Source organism: Larkinella punicea (assembly GCF_003334855.1).
In the GTDB taxonomy this organism is placed as follows: Bacteria; Bacteroidota; Bacteroidia; order Cytophagales; family Spirosomataceae; genus Larkinella; species Larkinella punicea.
This window is the reverse complement of record NZ_QOWE01000019.1, coordinates 83,248-104,174: the sequence shown is the minus strand read 5'-3', so window position 1 is coordinate 104,174 and position 20,927 is coordinate 83,248. Positions and strand designations below refer to the sequence as shown.

Sequence of the window (20,927 nt, the reverse complement as noted above, 5' to 3'; positions counted from 1 at the left end):
TTAGAAATAAAATTTTAGAGTTGCTCTTTGAAGCTCTCCACTTTTTCCTTAGCCCATTCTTCTAATTTCCCCTCTGGATCAAGCTGCTTTTTAAAGACTTCTTTTGTAAGTCCAAATTGACTAATCAAACCTTCTCCCATTTCCATGAAAAGGGTCATAAAAGCCTCCAACTTTCTTTGATTAGTCATAAGGTATATATTTCTATTCTGGAGTTCATTGATAACTAAGGCACCCTTGCTAAAGGCTTTGTGCTCTAAAGGAAGTAAAAGCTCAAAAAACGAAACTCCCATTGCATTTGCAATTTCTTCAATTTGCCTAATCGATAAGTCGTTTCCTCTTTTCTCCAAACGGCTATAATTACTTCTTTCCATACCAAGCTTTTCAGCTAAATCTGCCTGCCTTAAGCCTTTCTTCTCCCTCATTGCTTTAATATTCTTCGTAACATCCATAGTGCTTTGCTTTCTTTTTGTAAAGGAAAGCACTGATTATGAGAATCAAAACAAAATATTTGATCCTTTATGTATCAAATATTGCACATTAAGTGAATAATATGCATCTTTGTGAGATTAATTATTCACTTTAATAATAAAATACATGCAATCACCTACTCCAATTAGCCGCGCAGTTGAAAGCTTTGAAAGTCGAATTGGACTTTCAATCAAGTTTAATGAACGCTTTTACCAACGAACAGGGATCAATCAGAAACGATGGGGTATGCTTATGGCCGGTAAACTAAAGCCAATCTCAGACGAATTGAAAAGCTTGTCAGAAGTATTTCAAGTACCTATTACTGAGTTAATCTAATATCTAGCTCTGATCAAAAAAGACCCGATTTTACACTTTAAATACATTTCGATGGAAATTCAAACAAATACCAAGCAGAAAAGAATTAAACCCTTTCGCGTCATATGTTGGAGACGCAAACAAGCTGAGAACTCTCAAGGGCTTGCACCAGTCATGTTTGAAATCAAGTTCAACGGACAGACGAAAACAATTCATTCCGGTATCTACTGCAAAGCAAACTCGCTAAATACAAAGGCGTTTTATGTACTGGATAATAGTCCTGCTACTCAATTACTTCAAAGTAGAAAATCTGATTTTGAAAAAGCTTTCTCGAAAGTCAGTTTATCAGGAGAAGATATTGACTTAAGCCGCATTGCAGATATGGTTATGAAGCAAGCGGGATATACTGATAAAACACCACTATTTCGAGAAGCTTTAGAGCAGGTTGTTATCCGTTATCGGGAGCAAACGGGAAAAGTCACAACAAAAGGTACGCTCAAAGCAATTGTAACGGCTCAGTACCGTTTGCATGACTACTTAAAGGATTCAGGGAAGTGGAACGTTCGATTAGCTGAAATTAAGCCTGTATTTGTCAGTGATGTTATAACCTATATGCAAGGCAAGAAAGGTTATTCAAAGAACTATGCCAATAAAGTTATACGGGTGGCAATGCAGGTTTTGAACCATGCCGAAGATTCTGAATGGATACCCCGTAATCCCCTCCGAAATGTCCGCCTGAAGCATGAGCGGGTAAACATTGTCTATTTGGATGAACAAGAAATTGAGCGGCTTAAAACGCACCATTTGTTCAATGACACTTTTGATCTAGTCCGTGATGGATTTCTTTTTCAAGTATATACGGGACTTGCTTATATGGACATGAAAAATGCGCTCATAGAGAATCTGACTACTATAGATGGCATGTGCTGTTTGCGAGTTAAGCGGGAAAAGACCAAAACCCCTTGTTTAATTCCACTTCTACCACCAGCCCTGGTATTGATTGAAAAGTATAAGGATTGGCCTTATTGCAAATATTTTGGTAAGCTAATGCCCACAATAACAAACCAGCGAATGAACAGCTATTTAAAAGAAATTGGTGGTATGTGTGGAATTAGTAAGCATTTGACCACTCATGTAGGCCGTAAATCGGCGGCTACGTTTATGGTAAATAACGGTATTTCACCCGTAGTGATTCAATCCATTTTAGGTCATTCCTCATTTTCCACTACCGCTAACCATTACGCCGTGACGATGGAACAAACGATAGTTCGAGAGATGAATGATTTGGCTAAACGTAAGTTTCCAGCCATAACAACATAACATCAAAATAAAGCCCGCTCACTACGGTAATAGTGAGCGGGCTTAAATCGTAGTCACGGTAAGACCTTCATTTCTAACCATTTTACAATTTTCTTATGGCAAATATAAGCCAAGATTCGACTGTTTCAAATAGTCGGCAACCTATTATTACCCAAATCCGAACCTACCTTTCCGAGCGGTACAAATTCCGGCTTGATGTGGTAGCAAACATTCTTGAATACCAGCGCAATGGAATAGCTAGTTTTCAAGAAATGAATGAAAATAACATTCTTCGTGAACTTTATGAAATAGGCTTTAGCCGGTTCAAAGACCAATTAAAAGCCCTTCTACGCTCAAGCTACATTCCTGAGTTTGATCCTTTTAAGACCTACTTTGAAAGCCTTCCTCCCTGGGATGATACCCAACCCGATTACATAGGCCAATTAGCATCCTATGTGACGGTTAACGACCCTGAGTGGTTTTTGACTATGTTTCGTAAAATGTTGGTTCGTTCAGTGGCTTGTTCAATAGGAGAAGCAAAATTTAATAAACAGTGTTTCGTGCTTTATGGGAAACAAAATGATGGTAAAACGTCTTTTTTACGTTTCCTATGCCCGCCCTCTTTACAGAAGTACTATAAAGAGAATATAGACTTTGAGAATAAGGACGGGCGTATCGCTTTAGGGGAAAATTTCCTAATCAACCTTGACGAGCTTTCGTCTCTGTCTAAATCGGATACCAACAAATTCAAAGCCTATCTGACAGAAGAGTTAGTAAAAATCCGGCGACCCTATGCCGAACGGGAAACCACAATTCGACGGCGGGCAAGTTTCCTTGGAAGTACAAATCAACGCGAGTTTTTAACCGACGAAACCGGAAACGTTCGGTGGCTAGTATTTGAGACAGCTGGTATAAATCACGATTCAGGCGGGCCAAACGGTTATTCAGCCAATGTGGATATTAATGGCCTTTGGGCGCAAGCCTATGCTTTGCTAAAAAGTGGGTTTCAGTATCAATTAACGCGTGCAGAACTTGAATGCTCTGAAAGTAACAATCGCATGCATCAACGTACTACAGCGGAAATTGATCTAATAAACTTCTATTTCAAACCTGCTGAAAAGAAGGCTTCCAAAGCAAGCTTTCTGACTGCAACGGAGATAACCCGACGGTTAACCATTTTAACGGATGGCAAAGTGAAAATACATGAAAATAATGTTGGCAAAGCCCTAACCTTATTAAGGTTTCAGCAAATATCTGCTAGACGTGAAAACTTTGCATTTCCAGTTAAAGGCTACTGGTTAACTCAGCAAGTAGGAGAAGCCAAATTTGAATAGCTTTCTCTAATTCCCCTACTACATTACTACAAATCATTAATTACTAACGTAAAGTATTGGTATATAGTGATTTATCATGTAGTAGGGTTAATAATTTTTAAGCTTCTACAAATAAGGCTCCTTACTACTAATTCATATTCTCTCTTACTACATCTTTTCTAGTCTACTACAACAAAAGCTCTGATTAACAGCTGGATAGCTCCACTGTAGTAGCGTAGTAAGCGATTTATTGAAAAGATTTGCCGCTAAAGAAAAAGTAAATGAAAAGCCCTGAAATTATCCAACAGATTCGCCAAATTCCGATTACCGAATATTTAGTTAGTATTAACATTAGACCTGTTCAAAGAGCTGGTCAACAGTTTTTTTATTGTTCGCCAATCACGAACGAGAAGACGCCGTCTTTTGCTGTTGATCCGAAAAAGAACGTTTTTTTTGATTGGAGTGGTGAAGGGAGGGGAGACATTATTTCACTAGTTCAATATGTCAGTAAATGCACGTTTTTGGATGCCTTACAGCTACTCGAAAATTATTTGCTCAATCCGCCTGTAACATCTTTTTCTTTTAGCGGCCACACTTCTGCTTACGAAAATACTGGTGTTAGCATTATAAATGTTAGACCCCTACAGCACCTTGCGTTAACTCAGTATGTTGAAAGAAGGGGCATTTCATTCAAGATTGCCTCCCGTTACCTAAGAGAAGTAAATTATAAAATAAAAGGTAAGCAGTATTTTGCTGTAGGATTTCCGAATGATTTAGGCGGGTATGAAGTACGGAATCAATATTTTAAAGGCTCATTTTCTCCCAAAGCTATTACAACGTTCAAAGTCAATGACTCAAAAACAGTTTTACTTTTCGAAGGCTTTTTTGATTTCCTTTCTGCTTTAGAATACTACAAGAAACCTACTTTACCTGCTTCTGTAGTAATTCTCAACTCATTAACGAACTTAACTAAGATCTTGCCCGACTTGAAACAGTATGAGAAAGTAAGCTCATTTCTTGATACAGATGAAGCAGGCCGAAAAGCATTTAGTAAAATCAAGTCAGCCTCACCCATTGCTACTGACTTTTCGAAAGTCTATTATGGCTTTAAAGATTTCAATGAGCTATTAGTCAGTAATTTAAGTTCCAATAGAATACTTGCAACCTAAAAAATCTTCCCTGAAATTCTGGAAAGCTTTAGTATTTTCAATACTCTCAAAGTAATCCCACCAAGAACCGCTAGCACGACAGATCGCTTCAAAATAAGAAACAATTTGAATTAAATCGGGCTTGCCTTTCAGGTTTCGTCGCAAGAAGCAGTAAAAAAGCAAATCCATTCCATTATTTGCCAATTTCAAATATTCCCCAAATTCGACCATTGAAAAGTCATAAACAGAAGTTTCTTTGATATTTGGTAATGGGATGCCCGTTTTACTACTTAGATAAGCTTGCTGTTTACAAGCATTGGAACAAAACAGTTTGCTTTTACGGTAAGGGAATCCTTTACCGCATACCGTACATTGAGAAATAGCTTCTAATACCATAAAATTTACCGTTTTTTTTACTATTTGTTTGTTAAGAATTTACTGTTTAATTTACGGAAATTTACTATAAGAAACAAATAGTATGGCTATAGTCCGTCCACGACTAAATGATTATTTTGACATACCTTTTACTCAAGATGAAGTAAGTTTTGCTATACCTTTTCTAGATGAAGATATACCTTTATATGTTGACCCTTTCTTACTTTATGCTAGCCCATCTCAGCAAGATCATTCTTTACATTTGAACTTGATTTCTGTAATGAATAGACTTGGAAGGCTGTATCAAAAAGGAGATGACAGATCTATAAGTATTATTATCAATGCTAGCGAATGTGATGAAGTTGGTTTAGGTAATTCAAAGACTAAAGTGGGAAGGCGAATTGGAGAAAAAACTGCAATTGCCATTCTAGATTTATATAAAAACGTGCCTCAGATCGGCGCGAATGGATTAACACATTTAGAAGAGATTCAATTATTAGTAGAAAATGTTTCTAAAGATAGGATAAGTGATATTACATGTTCATTTATCAAGTCATTTTTAATTGATTCAACGATTCAAGAATGTAGGAAATATAAAATTCCAACCGAAGAATTTCAAATTTCTATTTTTGATGTAAGGACTTTGAGTTTTAGGAATGAAGTAGTACCATTACCTTACAACCCTGAATCTGAATTGCCAATAATATTAGTCCCAAAGAGATGGCTAAGATTTGTTCCATTCATTAACTTTGATGAATATTTTAATTCAGCTATCTATCAAGAAAATTCAGATAGAACACTAGATCGTGTTGATATATTGGAGTATAATAGACATAATTACGGCCTAATTGAAGCATTTGTTAGGTCTAAAGAACTGGAAATTAGAAATTGTAAGAGCGACCCATTATTTAACCAGATTCCAATAACTTCTGCTAAGCGCAAACTAAAAACTATACTTGGCTTACCAACTGGAAAGGTTGATAATGCTGATAAAAGTTATGAAGATAACATGGTTCAATTACTTGCATCAATGTTATATCCACATCTTGATTTTGCTAAAGAGCAAAGCCGGATTGAATCTGGTAGCCAGATACGAGACCTAATTTTCTATAATAATCGTTCATTTGATTTTTTAAAAGATATTTATGATGATTATGAATGTAGGCAGCTAGTGGTGGAACTAAAAAATGTTGCTGAAGTTGAGAGAGAGCATATAAATCAAGTGAATCGTTATCTTACAAATCAATTTGGACGATTTGGTGTAATATTTACTCGAAAGAGACCTCCTAAAAAGATTTATCAAAATACTATTGACCTTTGGGCGGGACAAAGACGGAGTATTTTGATTTTAGATGATGAAGATTTAAAACTAATGTGTGAAGTTTACGAAAGTAAACAAAGGTTGCCAATTGAAGTAATTAAAAAAAAATATGTAGAATTTACAAGAAGTTGTCCATCATAAAATCATGAAAGAAAATAATATTGAGCCATTAGAAAAGGCATACACACAGTTAAGGGCTTTCTATGATGAAGTCAGCATATTAGCTAAAAAATCACCAGATGGTGCTATAAACACTTTTAAGCTAAAGTTTATAAATCAAACGTTAGGGATGTTAAATGATATTCTTAGCCAAGATTTTATGCCATTTCCTGATTTTACTATTTTCAATGTAGAAGATGTTCCTACAAATAGCGACGTAGTTTTAATACTTGCTCAATATCTTAAAAGTACTGCAAGTTTCTACGATATGTTCACGGCTTACCGGAATAGCAAACTTTATTGGATTATTGATGATGAGATTAGTGATCATGAATCTAAACGTAATTTTAAAAGGGACGGTTCTATCAATCGCTATTAGTTTATGGAAAAGCAAGAAAACACAATTTCAAAAAAGGAATTGGATATATTCTATATGGTTGAACCTTTATTAAGCTCTGTTTTAATAGAAATAAAATCCTTTGCGAATAAAAAGCAAGACGGAATTTTAAGCTTAGCTAAAGTAAATATGATCAATAAGATTTTGATTCCAGCTAAAGAACTTTTCAAAGATCAACCCGTTAATGATTTTTTAGAAATTCTAGATAAAGATTCGCTACCTTCTTATAGTGATACTGTAATCGTGATAGTTCAATACGAAGCCGCTTTACGTAGGTTTAGAAGTCAAAATATTCCATCAACTAGCTTTGACTTAACATCTTGGGACTAGAATAAATGAAGCAAATTATGCGCTATTTATGTGGAATGACTTACACTAGGTAGCCAATAAGAAAAAGAAAAACCCCTCAGAAATGATTTCTGAGGGGTTTTTGCGATTTTTGTGGGAGTTGACGGGTTCGAACCGCCGACCCTCTGCTTGTAAGGCAGATGCTCTGAACCAGCTGAGCTAAACTCCCTTTTCTGTGTTTCCCGGCGACTCATTCGCGTCGTTTGGGAGTGCAAATATAGTGGCTTCCGGCGGCATTCTGCAAGCATTCCACTAAAAAAAATCAAGTTATTTTACAACCAATTCATCGTCAGGGCTTTTGAATCGACATTCGGGACGTTGGTGCCCACGCTCAGCCTCCGGTTTATTCGAAGGTCAGATACAGCGTTATCGTGTGGGTGCGCAGTTTCTGAATGCCGATGTTGGCGGCATTGCCCTGCACCGGTTCGAAGAGGTTGACCAACCCGTGTGAAAACCGGATTTCGGGGGCAAACTTGAAGAATTCGAAAAACTGCTCGAATCCAACCCCGTATTCAACCGTCAGATCCCGGTTTTTGGTCAGCAACCGGCTCGAACCGGCCACCTCGCGCCGACGCACGTTGGTTTCGATCCCGAGCGAACCCCCGCCCACGACGTACATCCGCGAGTTCATCCGCCGTTTGGACTTGTACTTCAGCAAAACCGGAAACTCCAGCCAGGTCGATTCGCGCACTTCTTTTTTGCCGGTTCCACCCGGATACTTGTATTCGACCGAGCGGGAATAGAGCGACACTGCGGGCGTAATCCGTACATCGAAATGTTCGCTCAGGATGGTATTCATGACAAAACCGACCCGAAAACCGACTTTGCTGGGCGAATAAAGTTGGTGGGCCGAATCAGAACTGACGTAAGCGTCGCTGTATTTGATGTTGAAACGGGTGACGGGAGCCGCAAACAGAAAACCGTAGCGGATGGTCTTGTCGTCGTACCCTTCCAAATGAATCCGACGGTATCTCATTGATGACTGGGCCTGAAGATTCGGACTCAGCATCGCCAGCAGCAAACCGAGGGCTATACTTTTTTTCCGGTGTAAATAGAACAAATGCCAAATGTAAGAGGTATCCATCGTGTTTGCGTAAAGCCTGCCTGTTCAAGAACCCGGATAAAATCGGGGCCGTCCGGAAACGCCTGCATCGACTCGGGCAGGTACGTATAAGCCGAAGCGTCTTTCGACACCAGCCGGCCAATCAACGGCAGGAAACGATTCGTGTAAAAACTAAAAAATTGCTTGAACGGAAATTTGCGCGGCTTCGAAAACTCCAGTACCAGGCAGGTGCCGCCCGACCGCGTAACGCGGTGCATGTCGGTCAGTCCTTTGAGTAGATTTTCAAAATTGCGTACACCAAACGAAACGATGACGGCGTCGAAAACATTGTCTGCAAACGGTAATCTTTCCGAATCGCCGGAGCGGAGTTCGATCTTATCCTCGTGCCCGAGTTTGCGGATTTTCTCCCGCCCAAACGACAGCATGCCTTCCGAAATATCGACCCCGATGATCTTGTCGGGGTTGAGTTTCAGGGCTTCTATAGCAAAATCACCCGTGCCGGTGGCAATGTCGAGAAGCATTTTGGGTTTCTCGGGTTGCAGGAGCCGGATTGCCTTCTTGCGCCACACAATGTCGATACCGGCACTGAGGAGGTGATTGAGCAAGTCGTATTTCGGCGAAATCGAGTCGAACATCTCCTCGACCTGCTCGCGCTTGCTGGTATTTTTGTCTTTATACGGAACGACGGCCATAAACTGGATAAGCTGGATGGTTAAGATGGTTCAATAGGGTTGAATGGCTCAGGATGGTTTTTATGGTTGAATGGTTATAAATGGTTGAATGGCTCAGGATGGTTTTTATGGTTAAATAGGGTTGGGTGACTTTAGCCATGCAGTCGAAAATGTCATTCTGAGCCATTCAACCATTTTTAACCATTCAGCCATTTACAACCATTCAACCCCCTAACCATCAAAACCAAATTTCACAAAGGTACGTGCCCTTGGTTAGAAAGTTTGTGATTACCTCACAGATTGCGTAGTTTTCGAGGACTATTTCTTCCCTGCATTGTTATGAATCGTTCTGAATTTTTGAAAACATCGGCCCTCGCCGGTGCTGCGGTGGTCACTCGTCCGTTGATCACGCTGGCGCAACAATCGACCTACCGCACGGCCCTGGTTGGCGCCGGCTGGTGGGGCAACAACATCCTGCGTTGCGCCATGCAGTCCGGGCAGTCGAAACTCGTGGCGCTGTGTGATGTGGACCAGCGGCAATTGACAAAAACCGCCGAAGAATTTTCCAAACTGACCAGCGACAAACCCAAAATCTACCGGGATTTTCGGGAAATGCTGTCCCGCGAAAAACCCGAGATCGTGATTGTGGCCACGCCCGACCACTGGCACCCGCTCATTGCCATCGAAGCCATGAAACAGGGCGCTCACGTGTATGTGGAGAAACCGATTGGCCACACGATCAACGAAGGCCGGGCCATGGTGAGAACCGCCCGGCAAACCGGCAAGGTCTGCCAGGTGGGAACGCACCGGCGGGTTTCTCCGCACAATGTTTCCGGGATGGAATTCCTGAAATCGGGGAAAGCCGGTAAAATTGGCATGGCCCGTGCGTTCGTGCATTATGCCGGTGGAGCGGGGCAGAAAGTTGCCGACGAGGAAGCGCCCAAAGAACTGGACTGGAATTTCTGGTGTGGCCCGGCTCCGCTGCGGGCCTACAACCGCACGATGCACCCACGCGGTTTCCGGAATTACCTGGATTACGCCAACGGCACGCTGGGCGATTGGGGCATTCACTGGATGGACCAGATTTTGTGGTGGACGGAAGAGAAATACCCGAAAAAGGTCTTTTCGACCGGCGGACGGGCTATTAAACAGGACAATACCGATGCCCCCGACCACCAGGTGACCAGTTTTGAGTTCGAAGACTTCACGGCGGTTTGGGAACACCGGACCTTTGCCGGGAACAATGCCGAAAAAACGCACCCGCAGCAGGCCGTGGGCGTCTATTTTTACGGTACAGAAGGCACCTTTCACATGGGTTGGATGGACGGCTGGACGTTCTACCCGGCGGATTCGAAAAAGCCAGTGATTCATCAGGATGCGCAACTGAACAAACCGGACGACCAGAACATTGCCCAGCTTTGGGACGATTTTCTGAAAGCCATCAAGACGAAAAGCCTGCCGACCTGCGACATCGAAATCGGCCACCGGTCTACCAATATGGCCCTGCTGGGGATGCTGTCGTATAAACTGGGCCGTAGTGTGGAATGGGATGGGGAAAAAGAAGTGATCAAGGGCGATGCCGAAGCCAATAAACTGCTGAGCCGCGAATACCGGGGTGAGTGGAAATATCCGGTGTAAGTCCGTGGGTATGCAAACAGCTTACCCCCTAATCCGGTTATAGTAGAAGTAAGCTGTTACTATTCATGTCCGACTCAACCGATTCCTCTGGCGATTTCGACCAGGCCACCGCTGGCCGGACAACACTTCGTTATCTGGCCCGTGCCATGCATACCGAACATCCCTCCGATGAGCCTTTTGTGCTGAACAACGCGGAGCGCCACGCCCTCTACCGGATCAAAGGCGCCACGATGCTGGTGTCATCGGCTCTGGTGGTGTTCGGTATCTGGGTCGTTTACCTGCCCCATACGCTCTGGGCGAGTTGGTTTGCAAAAACCCATACCGCCCTGGGCGACTGGCCTCTGATCAGTGTTCTGTTTGCGGTTTTGGTACTTTACCTGGTTCTGCATGCGTTGCTGCTGGTCTATACCGGGGCGGTTCGTCTGATTGAAATGACGTGTCAGTTCCCGAGGTTTCATGATATAGCATTTACCCGTCACATTAATCAACTGGCCGAGAACAGCCCTCCACGGGGCCTGTTCCGGCTCCGGATGAGTCCGCGGCCCCTGCTGCCGTGGACGTTGTCCGGGTATTTGATAACGGTTTTGTTACTGGCTTTTGCCTGCAACGGTCTGGTTCAATGGATTCTCCGGCTGGGCAGTGAACGGGCCGTTGCGCCCATCGTGACCATTTCAACCAGCACCCTGGTCGCTGCCATCTGGATTAGCTGGGCCACCTACCGCATTCTGCAACAGGCTCAACTCCGGGTGATGGCCCCGTTGACCATCCGGCAGTTTACCAACGAACTCGTCGAGGAGTTTGGCCGCGAACCGGCTTTTAGGCAACTGCTCCCCAGCGTTTTGCAGTTCGCAGCGGTTTCTGTCCGCCCCGAAAATTACGCCCATCTGTTGCTCCGGGAAGCCGTTATGTCCCGGTTTTCCATCGATGCCGATCTGGAAAAGGTGGCTAAAATCGAAGAGTTCCCCGAACAACTGGCGACTTGTCCCGATGCGGTCCGGCACGGGTTGGAACGGCTTTTTGTTTTCACCATTCTCATCGACGGTCATCTGTCGTCGCTGGAGCGAAACCGGCTCCGGCAGTTGCAGAAAGCGGGCATTCTGACGACTTCCGAAGCCGAAGTGGAGTCCCTTCGCAAAAACTTCGTGCGCGGAGAGGGGTTGTGGGTGTAATTTCGGAAATTGGCCCGTAAACCCTGTTTCCATGACACCCTTCCTAACCCTTTGCTTTCTGGCTTTTGCCGTCCTTTCTTCCGCACAAAACCGCCCCAAACCACCCGTTTCCATTATTCTGGATACCGACATTGGCCCCGACTACGATGACGTGGGTGCGATGGCGGTTTTACACGCTCTGGCCGATCGGGGCGAAGCCCGCCCATTGGCGGTTATTGCGTCCAACAAACATGACCTGGTGGTGCCAGTCATCGACGTTTTGAACACCTACTTCGGCCGCCCCAACCTGCCGACCGGCGTTACCGAAGGGCCGGGCGTGGTGGATGGCGCCTGGCAGAAATGGCCCGAAATGCTGGTGGCAACCTATCCGCACAAAATCCGTTCAAGTGACGACGCACCCGATGCCGTGGCGACGTATCGACAACTTCTTGCCAAACAACCCAACGGTAGCGTGACCATCGTGACCGTCGGTTTTCTGACCAACATGGCCAATTTGCTGGACTCCAAACCGGATCGGTTTTCGAAACTGGGTGGAAAAGAACTGGTGAAACAGAAAGTAAAGGAACTGGTTTCGATGGCCGGATCGTTTCCGACAGGCCGGGAATTCAACGTGTATAAAGATTCGGTAGCTTCTGAAAAAGCCTTTGCCAACTGGCCCACGCCGGTCATTTTCAGCGGATTCGAGATCGGAAAAGAGATCAAAACCGGTCCGCGTCTGGTAGCCAACCCGTCCCTGAAAAGCCCGGTGAAGGATGTTTTTGCACTCTGTATGCCGAAAGCGAAGCAGGACCACGACGGGCGCATGAGCTGGGATCAGACGGCGGTTTTGGTGGCCGTTCGGGGTGTCGAACCGTATTATGGACTGAAACGCGGGCGGTTTTTGATCCGTGGCGGCACCAATTCCTGGCAGGATGACCCGAATGGGCCGCATTACTATCTAACCGAAAAAATGCCTGTGCCGCAGGTAACCGAAGAAATCGAAACGCTGATGATGCACCAGCCGGGGAAGAAGTGATTCAATAGACAATAGACAAGAGACAAGAGACAAGAGACAAGAGACAAGAGAAAATAGACAAGAGAGAAAAGGGATGGCAGCGAGTTGGACTTTTTTGTGATTCAGGTCTGGAAAAATAGCATGATGTTTGCTACATTTGATATGCCCAACCGTATGACCAGACATGTTCAGACAACTTTTTACCCACCTTGCTGGCCGGGTTCAGCTTCAAATAACCCGGTTTGGAATCAAAGAATGGATTTTACTGATCTATTTCTTTGTTCAACCCCTCATTTGGCAACAATGCATCGACGGTTTTGACTATGCCTGGCATTTGCTCCAGATCGCCAGTTTATTTGCCACGGCCGACATCGCCGAACACCTCATTGGGATCTTTCAAGGTCAGGTGGAAAGCCAGCAATTGCTGACCCGTATCAAAGAGTGGGGGTTGATCATTTCGGCCGCAGCCTTCCTGATTCTGTTGGTAGAAAGCGTTGTAATCGGGTTGTAATTTTACCCCAACTCCTAAAGGGACTTTTGTAGACTTGTTGAAAGCCCCTTTAGGGGTTGGGGGTAAACGATTATAAAAATTACCGGCCAGCGTCGGCCATCGTGGTTTTCTTCAACGGTATTTTCTGGTCGCGCATGGCCGCATGGTAGACGAACGACGCGACAATCGTAGAGGCCTGTTTCAGGTCATCAGCAATCAGGTGGTCGTAGGTATCCATGTTCGTGTGGTGCGTGCGGGTGCTGTATTCGATGCCATCCTGAATGAAGCCAAAACCGGCCAGTCCTGCCCGGTCGAACGACACGTGGTCGGTTCCTCCGCTGCTTTTGGGGGCAATGGTCGCGGCTCCCAAATCGTGGAAAGGCTCCAGCCATTTGGCGAAAATTGGACCCGCAGCGGTATTATTTTGCAGGTAAATTCCCCGGATTTTACCGGTTCCGTTGTCGACGTTGAAATAAGCGGCCAGTTGCTCACCTTCCTTCGTGAGTTTGTTCGTAGCCGGATCGACAAAGTGTTTCGTGACGTAATTCTTGGAACCGTGTAAGCCCTGTTCTTCTCCGCTCCACAACGCAATCCGGATGGTGCGACGCGGTTTCAGGCCCAGCGTTTTCAGAATCCGGACGGCTTCCATCATCACCGAACAACCGGCGGCATTGTCGGTCGCGCCCGTGGCAGCGTGCCACGAATCGAGGTGGGCGCCGAGCATCACCACTTCGTCTTTCAGCTTGGGATCTGATCCCGGTATTTCGGCAATCACGTTGTAGCCCTTGGTGTCGGTCGTATAGAATTTGGTTTTGACATCCAGTTCGAGTTTGATCGGCACGCCCGCTTTTGCCATGCGGCTCAGCGACAGATAATCTTCCACCGAAATGGTGAGGTCGGCCAGGTCGTCGTGGGCAATGCCGGTGGCGGCATTGGCAAAATCGCCACTGACAAACAGCGTCCCGTCTTTGCTGAGTTGGCTGGTGTTCAGAATGGCCAGCGCACCGCCCTGTTTGGCGAGTTTGCGCATTTTCTGGTTGAACGCGTTGCGGGTTCGCATGGCCGCAATCAGGCTGCGGTACGACGAGTCGCGGGCGGCTGATTCGTCTTTTGCCATTTTTTCCAGATCACTTTCGGTAAACCGTCTGGCATCGGCGTTGAAGGAAGGACTGATGGCGAACGGCTGGTGGAGCAGAATGACTTTATTTTTGAGCTTGTTGCGGTAGCCTTCCAGCGCCGTTGTGTCCGACTCGTCGATGTATAGCACTTCGGCCTGCTGCATTTTTTCCGTCCCTCCGCTCCAGGCTCTCGGCACGGCGATGATGGTTTTGTAGTAGGGGGCCGTCATGGCGATGTAACTGCGCTCGATCTCCCAGCCTTTGCCCCACTCGCCCCAGGATTCGAGTTTGGCGTTTTGCAGCCCCCATTCCGCCAGTTTGTTTTTCGACCAGTTGGCCGCTTTCATAAAACCGGGTCCCTGCAAGCGTGGGCCGTTGACATCCGTCAGGTAAAAGGCGGTTTCCATGACTTTGGAACGCGTCAACCCCTCTTCCCGAATTTTTTTTACCACCGCTAAATCCGGTTTGTCATCCTGCTGGGCAACGGATGCGAGAGAAAAACTGGTCAGGAAGCTAAGCAGTAACAGTCGCCTTTTCATGTGTAAAAACGTTTAGGTTGTGTTACCAAAGTACAAATTTGGAAAACGAATATCTACTTCAACCCGCTGGTTGTTTGTTAATTACAATCGAATCTGTGAATAGTATAGGTTTGTGAAAGTGGAAGACAACCGCATCGGATGAATCATTTTGTAGCCCCCGGTTGAAACCGGGGGAAGGATGAAATAAAAAGATTTAAAATCCCGTAGGGATGACCAATTTAAGACCTGGTTCCTGAAATCAAATTTGCGGTGGGCTTAATAAAAACCGTATTCCGTAGAGATGTCAATACGTGATTAATCCGCTGTTGCCTTCTTTCTGCGCTTTTTTGATCTGCTTCAACCCTTCCTGAATCAGACTCAAAACGATGACCCAACCCAGCAATCCCAGCAGGATGTGCTTAAACTGGATGCCAAAAATGGACGGCAGCAACGGCAGATCGAACCCGGCGTTCCAGAGCATGTGCATGACGACCACGAGGAGAAATAAGCGGATGAACGATTTTTCCTGCAACAACTCCCACCGGAATTTATCAAAACGTTTGAGCCGCCAGATAGCAGCCGCCGTAATGGCCGTCCAGATGATGTGGCCGAACGGGGCCAGAATGCCCCGCACCACGATGTTCCCGAGTGCAACATCGACCGAACCGTATTCCAGCAACGCCACAAAGGCATAACCCGCTGATTCAAAGGCGGCAAAACCGGTTCCAACGGCTGCGCCAAACAATAGGCCGTTCAAAATCCAGGGGTATTTCCGTTTATTCCGCATCAGGGCCAGAACCGTCAGCAACTTCCCGGTTTCCTCCACAATCCCGGCACTCGATGCGCCCAGCCAACTGGACAAAAAGCTGACATTGCTGAAAAACAGCAGGGAAATCAGGATGGACAGGATACCGCCCATAAACAGCAGCTTCACCGTCTGGTAGAGCGAAACGTTCTGGGGAGCGTTCATTTCCCAGAAGAAAATCAGGCACGCAAATGGAACGGCAAAAGCACCGATGAAGAGCAAGCCGGGAATGACAATGATGTTGCTGAACTGCGCGGCACCGATGTACAATCCCCAGAAAATGAGGAGAGAAGCACTGGCCATTCGGGCAAAAAGCCAGGGCTGTGGCCAGTTTGCCGCGATTTTCGAAAGGGGAGGGGTGGTTTCCCGCGTACCTACGGTGAAGGCATTCTCGATGTCGTCGTCCGTCCGTTTTTCGCCGATTCTGGAGAAGATGGCCTTCAGGCTGAAATCCTTGTCGAGCTGGTCGATCCCGGCGAAATTGGAAAACCGCTGGAAAGGTTCGGCAAACTGGTGCTCGGATGTTGGCTTCGACAACCGCCAGAGCGACGTTCCCAGTTGCAGGGTATCGATTCCCAACGCCAATTCCCCCGCCATGGCCGGTACGCCATTGAGTCGAATGTACTGGTTATCTACGGTATGGAATTGGATTCGGGTTCCGTCGAAGAAAAGGCTCAGGTGTTGTTCGGCGACATACGGATCGTTCAGCCGGTAGCTGCTTTGGATGCCGGTGCCCAGCAGCAACCGGACGTGGGGCGTCAGGACGATGGTTTTGCCGGCATCGGGGCCGGCGAAACACTGAAAAATGAACAGATTGGGTGGTAAAGGGGGGTGGTTCATAGCCAGAATGAGCGATTACCTTGCTGATTAACTGGGTGTTTCCTGTCTGACAATTTCAACGTGTTGGATTCGCTTATCATCGGCCGAAAGGACTTTAAACGTAAATTCGCCGTAGCTAACCTCCTGTCCCGTTTGGGGAACCCGGGTGAACAATTCGAGCAGCAAACCGCCCAGCGACTCACTTTCGCCCTTGACTTCGTCAAAGTAGGTAATATCAACCTGTAGAACCCGGCAAATGTCTGTCAGCAGGATTTTGCCTTCCACCCGAATCGTCCGGTCATCGACGCGCTGAAACGGAATGGGCTCTTCTTCATCAAACTCGTCGTTGATATCGCCAAAAATCTCTTCGATGATGTCTTCCAGCGTAATGAGGCCGCGGGTGCCGCCGTACTCGTCCACCACAATGGCCATGTGTACCCGGCGTTTCTGAAAGTCCTGGAGCAGGTCGTCGATTTTTTTGGTTTCCGGAATAAAGAAAACCGGGCGGATCAGCGTCTGCCAGCGGAACGAATCGTCGCTGTCCAGGTGCGGTAACAAATCCTTGAGGTAGAGAATGCCTTCGATTTCGTCCAGCGATTCTTTGTAGACCGGCACCCGCGAATAGCCCGACTGGTTGATCTGGGCCAGCAATTCCGTAAAGGTCAGTTCTTCGCTGAAAGCCGTAATATCGACCCGGGCCCGCATGGCCTGCCGGGCCGTCAGGTTACTGAAATTGACAATGCCTTTGATCAGTTCGCGCTCCTCGTGGGTTGATTCGCGGCTGGTTAACTCAACGGCCTGGTTGAGTTCCACCATCGAAACCTTGTAGCCCCGTCGCTGGATTCGCTGATCGATCACACTGGTCAAACTGACCAGCAGGACCGACAAAGGCCGGAAGAGGGTGGAAGCCAGGGCCACCAGCGGAGCCGTCCGGCGGGCCACCGACAGACTGTTCTGGCTGGCGTACACTTTCGGAATGATCTCGCCGAACAACACAATCGTCAGGGTCAACACCGCCGTTAAACTGGTCAGTACCCAGCCGGAGGTCGGGTCGAGCTGGCTGAGTTTCCAGACGAGGTAGGTGACGATCACGACAATCGCCAGGTTTAGTAAGTTGTTGAAAATGAGGAGAGAAGCCAGAAGCCGCCGGGGTCGGTCGAGCAGATTCATGATCCGGCGTTCGGCAACCTCATCGCTGCTGCGGCAAATGGCGCGGTCGTCGGACGAAAGGGAAAAAAAGGCAGCTTCGGAAGCGGAGACAATGGCCGCCAGGGCCAGTAAGACAATCAGAATGGCGGCATAAGGGCCATAAAAACTAAGATAGGTGCCCCAGGCATCAGCCGGGAGCACCTTACTCGAGAGGGGATCGCTATCCATGAAATTGCGTATAGGTGAACAAAAACACCGCCTTAGAACGGTAAATCGTCGTCGCCTGCGTTATTCATATCATCGGGAACAGGCTCCGGTTTTCGGGCTGCCGGAGCGGGCCTTGGCGCCGGTTGCGCAGCCGCCTGGGGCTGGGGGGCCGGCTGCCGGGCGGGCGCTGGTTGGGGAGCTGCCTGTTGCCGGGGTGCGGGTGTCGATTCGGCGTAGGACTCGCCACCGCCTTCAGCGCCATCCTGACGGGCACCGCCGAGAAATTGAAACGTCGTGGCCCGAACGGTTAGCGAGAAACGTTCCTTGCCTTCGCGGTCGGTATAGGTTTCGGTTTTCAGCCGGCCTTCCACATAAATCTGATTGCCTTTGCGGACGTATTTTTCAACGGTTTTAGCCTGGTCATTCCAAACTTCGACCCGAAACCATTCAGTTTGGTCGACTTGCTCTCCGGTGCGGGTGGTGTAGCGTTCGTTTGTGGCAACGCTAAATTTGGCAACCACTGACCCTCCATCCAGGTAGCGGACTTCAGGATCGTTACCAACATTGCCAATCAGAATCACTTTGTTCATGCTTGCCATAAAACGGTAAATAAAATGGTGAATGGATGCTAATTTACTAAGTAAAAGTAGCTAAAAACGAAGACTTTTCAAATAATCCACGACTAAAATTGGCTTTGGTAACCGTTCTGTTTCAGACGGTTTACAAAAAGTTAACCCGTCCGGGAGCTCCACTTTTCGACCCTCCGGCACCTCCACCAGCCAGAACCGTGCGCGGATCTTTTGGTGGGTTAAAACGTGCGTTCGTTCGTCGGATAATCCCTTCAGAATGCCTTCCTGCAACACCCAGTTCAGCACACGTCCCTCCGGTAATTCCCGAAACGCTTCCATCGGCTCTTCGGTTTCAATCAGGCAAAAATCGTACAGATGCTGCCAGATGTCTTTCTGAGTCCGCTCTTTCAACGCAATGCGGTCGCCCTGACGGATCACAATGTAGTTAAAAAACCGTTCGCGGACGGCGGTTTTCTTACTTTTGACCGGTAACATTCGTTGCCGGCCCGTCAGATAGGCGTGACATTGCTGCTGCAAGGGGCACAAAAGGCAGTCCGGCGAAACCGGCGTACACTGAATCGCGCCGAATTCCATAATCGCCTGGTTGTAGGTCGCCGGATTGTCAGACTGCTGAATCAGCCGGTTCGCCAGGGCTGAGAAGGTTTTTTTTGCGGTCGTCGTCGTAATGTCTTCTTCGATACCGAACACCCGGGCCAGCACCCGGTATACGTTGCCGTCGACCACGGCCACTTTTTCATCGAACGCAAACGAGGCAATGGCGGCCGCCGTGTAGGTGCCGACACCGGGCAGTTTCAGCAGTTCGGCATACGATTCCGGAAACCGGCCGGCGAATTCTCCGGCGATGTACTTCGCGGTTTTGTGCATATTTCGGGCCCGTGAATAATAACCCAGCCCCTGCCAGAGCCGCAGCAACTCACGCTCGTCGGCGTCGGCCAGCGACTGAACCGTGGGGTAAGCCGCCACGAAGCGTTCGTAGTAGGGTCGGCCCTGAATTACGCGCGTTTGTTGCAGAATAACCTCTGATAACCAGATGAAATAGGGGTTGCGGGTGTGACGCCACGGCAAATCCCGTTTGTGATGCGCATACCACCCCGTCAGGGTAGCGGCAAAATCGATTCTTGTGTCGTCGGAGTCTGAAAACCAATCCAAAACAATTCGTAACTTGGTGTTGTTGAGAAGAAAAAACAAGGTAGAGTGTTTTTTCTCTAACAGGAAAAATCTACCTTTGTGCTCCCAATTTGGAGAGGCTTTTTTTTCAACAACTGATTGAACCTTAAAGTTTAGTACGAACGTGACGAAAGCAGACGTAATCGCAGAAATTGCCGAGAAGACAGGAATCGACAAGGCAGATGTTCAACACACCATTGAAACATTCTTTACCGTGATCAAGAATAATCTGGCGAAGAATGAGAACATCTACGTGAGAGGGTTCGGTAGTTTTATCAACAAAAAGAGAGCCCGTAAAGTGGCCCGGAACATCTCCAAAAACACGGCGATGGTCATTGATGAGCATTTTATCCCGAGCTTCAAACCGGCCAAAGTGTTTGTTGAGCAAGTTAAAACCCAGGTTAAACGGAACGAAAACGTTTCAGTTTAATCATTGTATGACAAAAGAGGTGAGATGTTAGAACGGAGAATTATCTCGTTTCTCTGGTCTACCATCTCATCTCTATTACCATGAACAAATCTATTTTTCTAGTCATCGGTGTTGGTATCCTATTGACGGCGGGCTTATACAGCCTGCCCAATGTAGTGGTTCGTAACGAAGACCGGAAATTGACCAACGAAAAGACGACGGATCCGGAAACGGCCGTGCGGGATACGGCGGTGCTGCGTACGGATCGTTCAGACCTGCACACGGCCAGTCTGGCGCCCGAACAGCAAAAGGAACTGAACCGGTTGAGCCGCCGTTTCGAATCGGCAGAGGAGAAGCAAAAACCGGTTATTGGGAACGAATTGATTCAGGCCTACCGGAAGGTGAGTCGGTATGACAGTGCGGCCCGGATTGCCGAACAACTGGTGACGCTGGCTCCAACCGAAGCGAACATCCTCCGGACCGGCGATTTGTATTATGAAGCCTATGGGTTTGCCGTCGACAATCAGAAACTGGCAAACCTGGGGAAAAAGACCCGGGAGTTTTATCAGAAAGCACTCGACAGTAACCCTAATCTGCTGGCTGCCAAGGCAAATATGGCGATGACGTATGTCACGACCGAAACGCCGATGCAGGGGATTATGCTGTTGCGGGATGTGCTGAAGGAAGATCCGACGAATGAACTGGCGCTGTTTAACATGGGTCTGTTGTCGATGCGCTCCGGTCAGTATAACCGGGCAGTAGAGCGGTTCCAGGCCATTTTGGTCAGTCATCCCGACAATACCAAGGCGCAGTTTTACCTGGCCATCAGCCTCGGTGAAATGGGCCGCAAAGAAGAGGCTCGAAAATTGCTGGCTAAAGTGAAAGAGCGGGAGAAAGACCCGACGATTCAGGCCGCCGTGAAAGAGCTGGAAAAGAATTTTTAACCATAAAAAAATAATTACCATTATGCCTTGCGG

Annotated in this window: 21 protein-coding genes and 1 tRNA gene; 12 read left to right on the top strand and 10 right to left on the bottom strand. The window is 47.0% G+C overall.

Annotation, left to right across the window (positions count from 1 at the left end; all coding sequences use genetic code 11):
* Nucleotides 1-14: 14 nt before the first annotated feature.
* On the bottom strand, nt 15-449 hold the full coding sequence (locus DUE52_RS21855; RefSeq protein ID WP_114408185.1) for a helix-turn-helix domain-containing protein: 435 nt from the start codon (nt 447-449) through the stop codon (nt 15-17).
* A gap of 406 nt (nt 450-855) precedes the next feature.
* Here DUE52_RS21855 and DUE52_RS21850 point away from each other — a divergent pair, with 406 nt between their 5' ends.
* The 3 genes from DUE52_RS21850 (at nt 856) to DUE52_RS21840 (ending at nt 4,564) form a co-directional block, all read left to right on the top strand.
* Nucleotides 856-2,103, top strand: a complete 1,248-nt coding sequence (locus DUE52_RS21850) for a site-specific integrase (RefSeq protein ID WP_114408184.1) — start codon at nt 856-858, stop codon at nt 2,101-2,103.
* 95 nt (nt 2,104-2,198) lie between these two features.
* Entirely contained in the window at nt 2,199-3,416 is a 1,218-nt protein-coding gene (locus DUE52_RS21845; protein WP_114408183.1) for a VapE domain-containing protein, read from the top strand.
* Nucleotides 3,417-3,676: 260 nt separating this feature from the next.
* Nucleotides 3,677-4,564 carry a DUF8464 domain-containing protein gene (locus DUE52_RS21840; RefSeq protein WP_114408182.1) on the top strand — a complete coding sequence of 296 codons (888 nt, stop codon included), beginning with the start codon at nt 3,677-3,679 and terminating at the stop codon, nt 4,562-4,564.
* Here DUE52_RS21840 and DUE52_RS32155 read toward each other — a convergent pair.
* Nucleotides 4,535-4,939: a hypothetical protein gene (locus DUE52_RS32155; protein ID WP_133299903.1), complete on the bottom strand. Its 405-nt coding sequence runs from the start codon at nt 4,937-4,939 to the stop codon at nt 4,535-4,537. The genes DUE52_RS21840 and DUE52_RS32155 overlap by 30 nt on opposite strands.
* 82 nt (nt 4,940-5,021) lie before the next feature.
* Here DUE52_RS32155 and DUE52_RS21835 point away from each other — a divergent pair, with 82 nt between their 5' ends.
* The 3 genes from DUE52_RS21835 to DUE52_RS21825 are packed head-to-tail and all read left to right on the top strand — an operon-like array spanning nt 5,022 to nt 7,125.
* Nucleotides 5,022-6,380, top strand: coding sequence for a DUF8370 family protein (locus DUE52_RS21835; RefSeq protein ID WP_114408181.1), 1,359 nt, complete (start codon nt 5,022-5,024; stop codon nt 6,378-6,380).
* 4 nt (nt 6,381-6,384) lie between these two features.
* A complete protein-coding gene (locus tag DUE52_RS21830) occupies nt 6,385-6,777 on the top strand; it encodes a hypothetical protein (protein WP_114408180.1) in 393 nt (130 codons plus the stop codon).
* 3 nt (nt 6,778-6,780) lie between these two features.
* On the top strand, nt 6,781-7,125 hold the full coding sequence (locus tag DUE52_RS21825; RefSeq protein ID WP_114408179.1) for a hypothetical protein: 345 nt from the start codon (nt 6,781-6,783) through the stop codon (nt 7,123-7,125).
* 112 nt (nt 7,126-7,237) lie between these two features.
* Here DUE52_RS21825 and DUE52_RS21820 read toward each other — a convergent pair.
* The 3 genes from DUE52_RS21820 to ubiE form a co-directional block, all read right to left on the bottom strand.
* Nucleotides 7,238-7,312 (bottom strand) — tRNA-Val (locus DUE52_RS21820).
* Nucleotides 7,313-7,486: 174 nt separating this feature from the next.
* Nucleotides 7,487-8,227 carry a type IX secretion/gliding motility protein PorT/SprT gene (gene porT, locus DUE52_RS21815; protein WP_114408178.1) on the bottom strand — a complete coding sequence of 247 codons (741 nt, stop codon included), beginning with the start codon at nt 8,225-8,227 and terminating at the stop codon, nt 7,487-7,489.
* Nucleotides 8,173-8,898, bottom strand: coding sequence for a bifunctional demethylmenaquinone methyltransferase/2-methoxy-6-polyprenyl-1,4-benzoquinol methylase UbiE (ubiE, locus tag DUE52_RS21810; protein ID WP_114408177.1), 726 nt, complete (start codon nt 8,896-8,898; stop codon nt 8,173-8,175). The genes porT and ubiE overlap by 55 nt, the downstream gene beginning before the upstream one ends.
* A gap of 318 nt (nt 8,899-9,216) precedes the next feature.
* On the opposite strand from ubiE, the gene DUE52_RS21805 reads away from it, so the two are divergent.
* The 4 genes from DUE52_RS21805 (at nt 9,217) to DUE52_RS21790 (ending at nt 13,189) form a co-directional block, all read left to right on the top strand.
* Nucleotides 9,217-10,515: a Gfo/Idh/MocA family protein gene (locus DUE52_RS21805; protein ID WP_114408176.1), complete on the top strand. Its 1,299-nt coding sequence runs from the start codon at nt 9,217-9,219 to the stop codon at nt 10,513-10,515.
* Between the two features lie 65 nt (nt 10,516-10,580).
* Nucleotides 10,581-11,684, top strand: coding sequence for an LBF_2804 family protein (locus tag DUE52_RS21800; protein ID WP_114408175.1), 1,104 nt, complete (start codon nt 10,581-10,583; stop codon nt 11,682-11,684).
* A 31-nt stretch (nt 11,685-11,715) separates the two neighbouring features.
* Entirely contained in the window at nt 11,716-12,699 is a 984-nt protein-coding gene (locus tag DUE52_RS21795) for a nucleoside hydrolase (RefSeq protein WP_114408174.1), read from the top strand.
* A 163-nt stretch (nt 12,700-12,862) separates the two neighbouring features.
* Entirely contained in the window at nt 12,863-13,189 is a 327-nt protein-coding gene (locus tag DUE52_RS21790) for a hypothetical protein (protein WP_114408173.1), read from the top strand.
* A gap of 79 nt (nt 13,190-13,268) precedes the next feature.
* Here the strand turns inward: DUE52_RS21790 and DUE52_RS21785 are convergent, their stop codons facing one another.
* From DUE52_RS21785 to mutY, 5 genes are all read right to left on the bottom strand, one after another.
* Entirely contained in the window at nt 13,269-14,825 is a 1,557-nt protein-coding gene (locus DUE52_RS21785) for a M20/M25/M40 family metallo-hydrolase (RefSeq protein ID WP_114408172.1), read from the bottom strand.
* A gap of 283 nt (nt 14,826-15,108) precedes the next feature.
* Complete coding sequence (locus DUE52_RS21780) at nt 15,109-16,449, bottom strand: PrsW family glutamic-type intramembrane protease (protein WP_114408171.1); 1,341 nt, start codon at nt 16,447-16,449, stop codon at nt 15,109-15,111.
* A 27-nt stretch (nt 16,450-16,476) separates the two neighbouring features.
* Nucleotides 16,477-17,805, bottom strand: a complete 1,329-nt coding sequence (gldE, locus tag DUE52_RS21775) for a gliding motility-associated protein GldE (RefSeq protein ID WP_114408170.1) — start codon at nt 17,803-17,805, stop codon at nt 16,477-16,479.
* A gap of 32 nt (nt 17,806-17,837) precedes the next feature.
* Nucleotides 17,838-18,383, bottom strand: a complete 546-nt coding sequence (locus DUE52_RS21770; RefSeq protein ID WP_114408169.1) for a single-stranded DNA-binding protein — start codon at nt 18,381-18,383, stop codon at nt 17,838-17,840.
* Between the two features lie 51 nt (nt 18,384-18,434).
* Nucleotides 18,435-19,523, bottom strand: coding sequence for an A/G-specific adenine glycosylase (gene mutY / locus DUE52_RS21765; RefSeq protein ID WP_114408243.1), 1,089 nt, complete (start codon nt 19,521-19,523; stop codon nt 18,435-18,437).
* A gap of 142 nt (nt 19,524-19,665) precedes the next feature.
* Here mutY and DUE52_RS21760 point away from each other — a divergent pair, with 142 nt between their 5' ends.
* Nucleotides 19,666-19,971 carry an HU family DNA-binding protein gene (locus DUE52_RS21760; RefSeq protein ID WP_114408168.1) on the top strand — a complete coding sequence of 102 codons (306 nt, stop codon included), beginning with the start codon at nt 19,666-19,668 and terminating at the stop codon, nt 19,969-19,971.
* An 80-nt stretch (nt 19,972-20,051) separates the two neighbouring features.
* Entirely contained in the window at nt 20,052-20,894 is an 843-nt protein-coding gene (locus tag DUE52_RS21755) for a tetratricopeptide repeat protein (RefSeq protein ID WP_114408167.1), read from the top strand.
* The last annotated feature ends 33 nt before the right edge of the window (nt 20,895-20,927 follow it).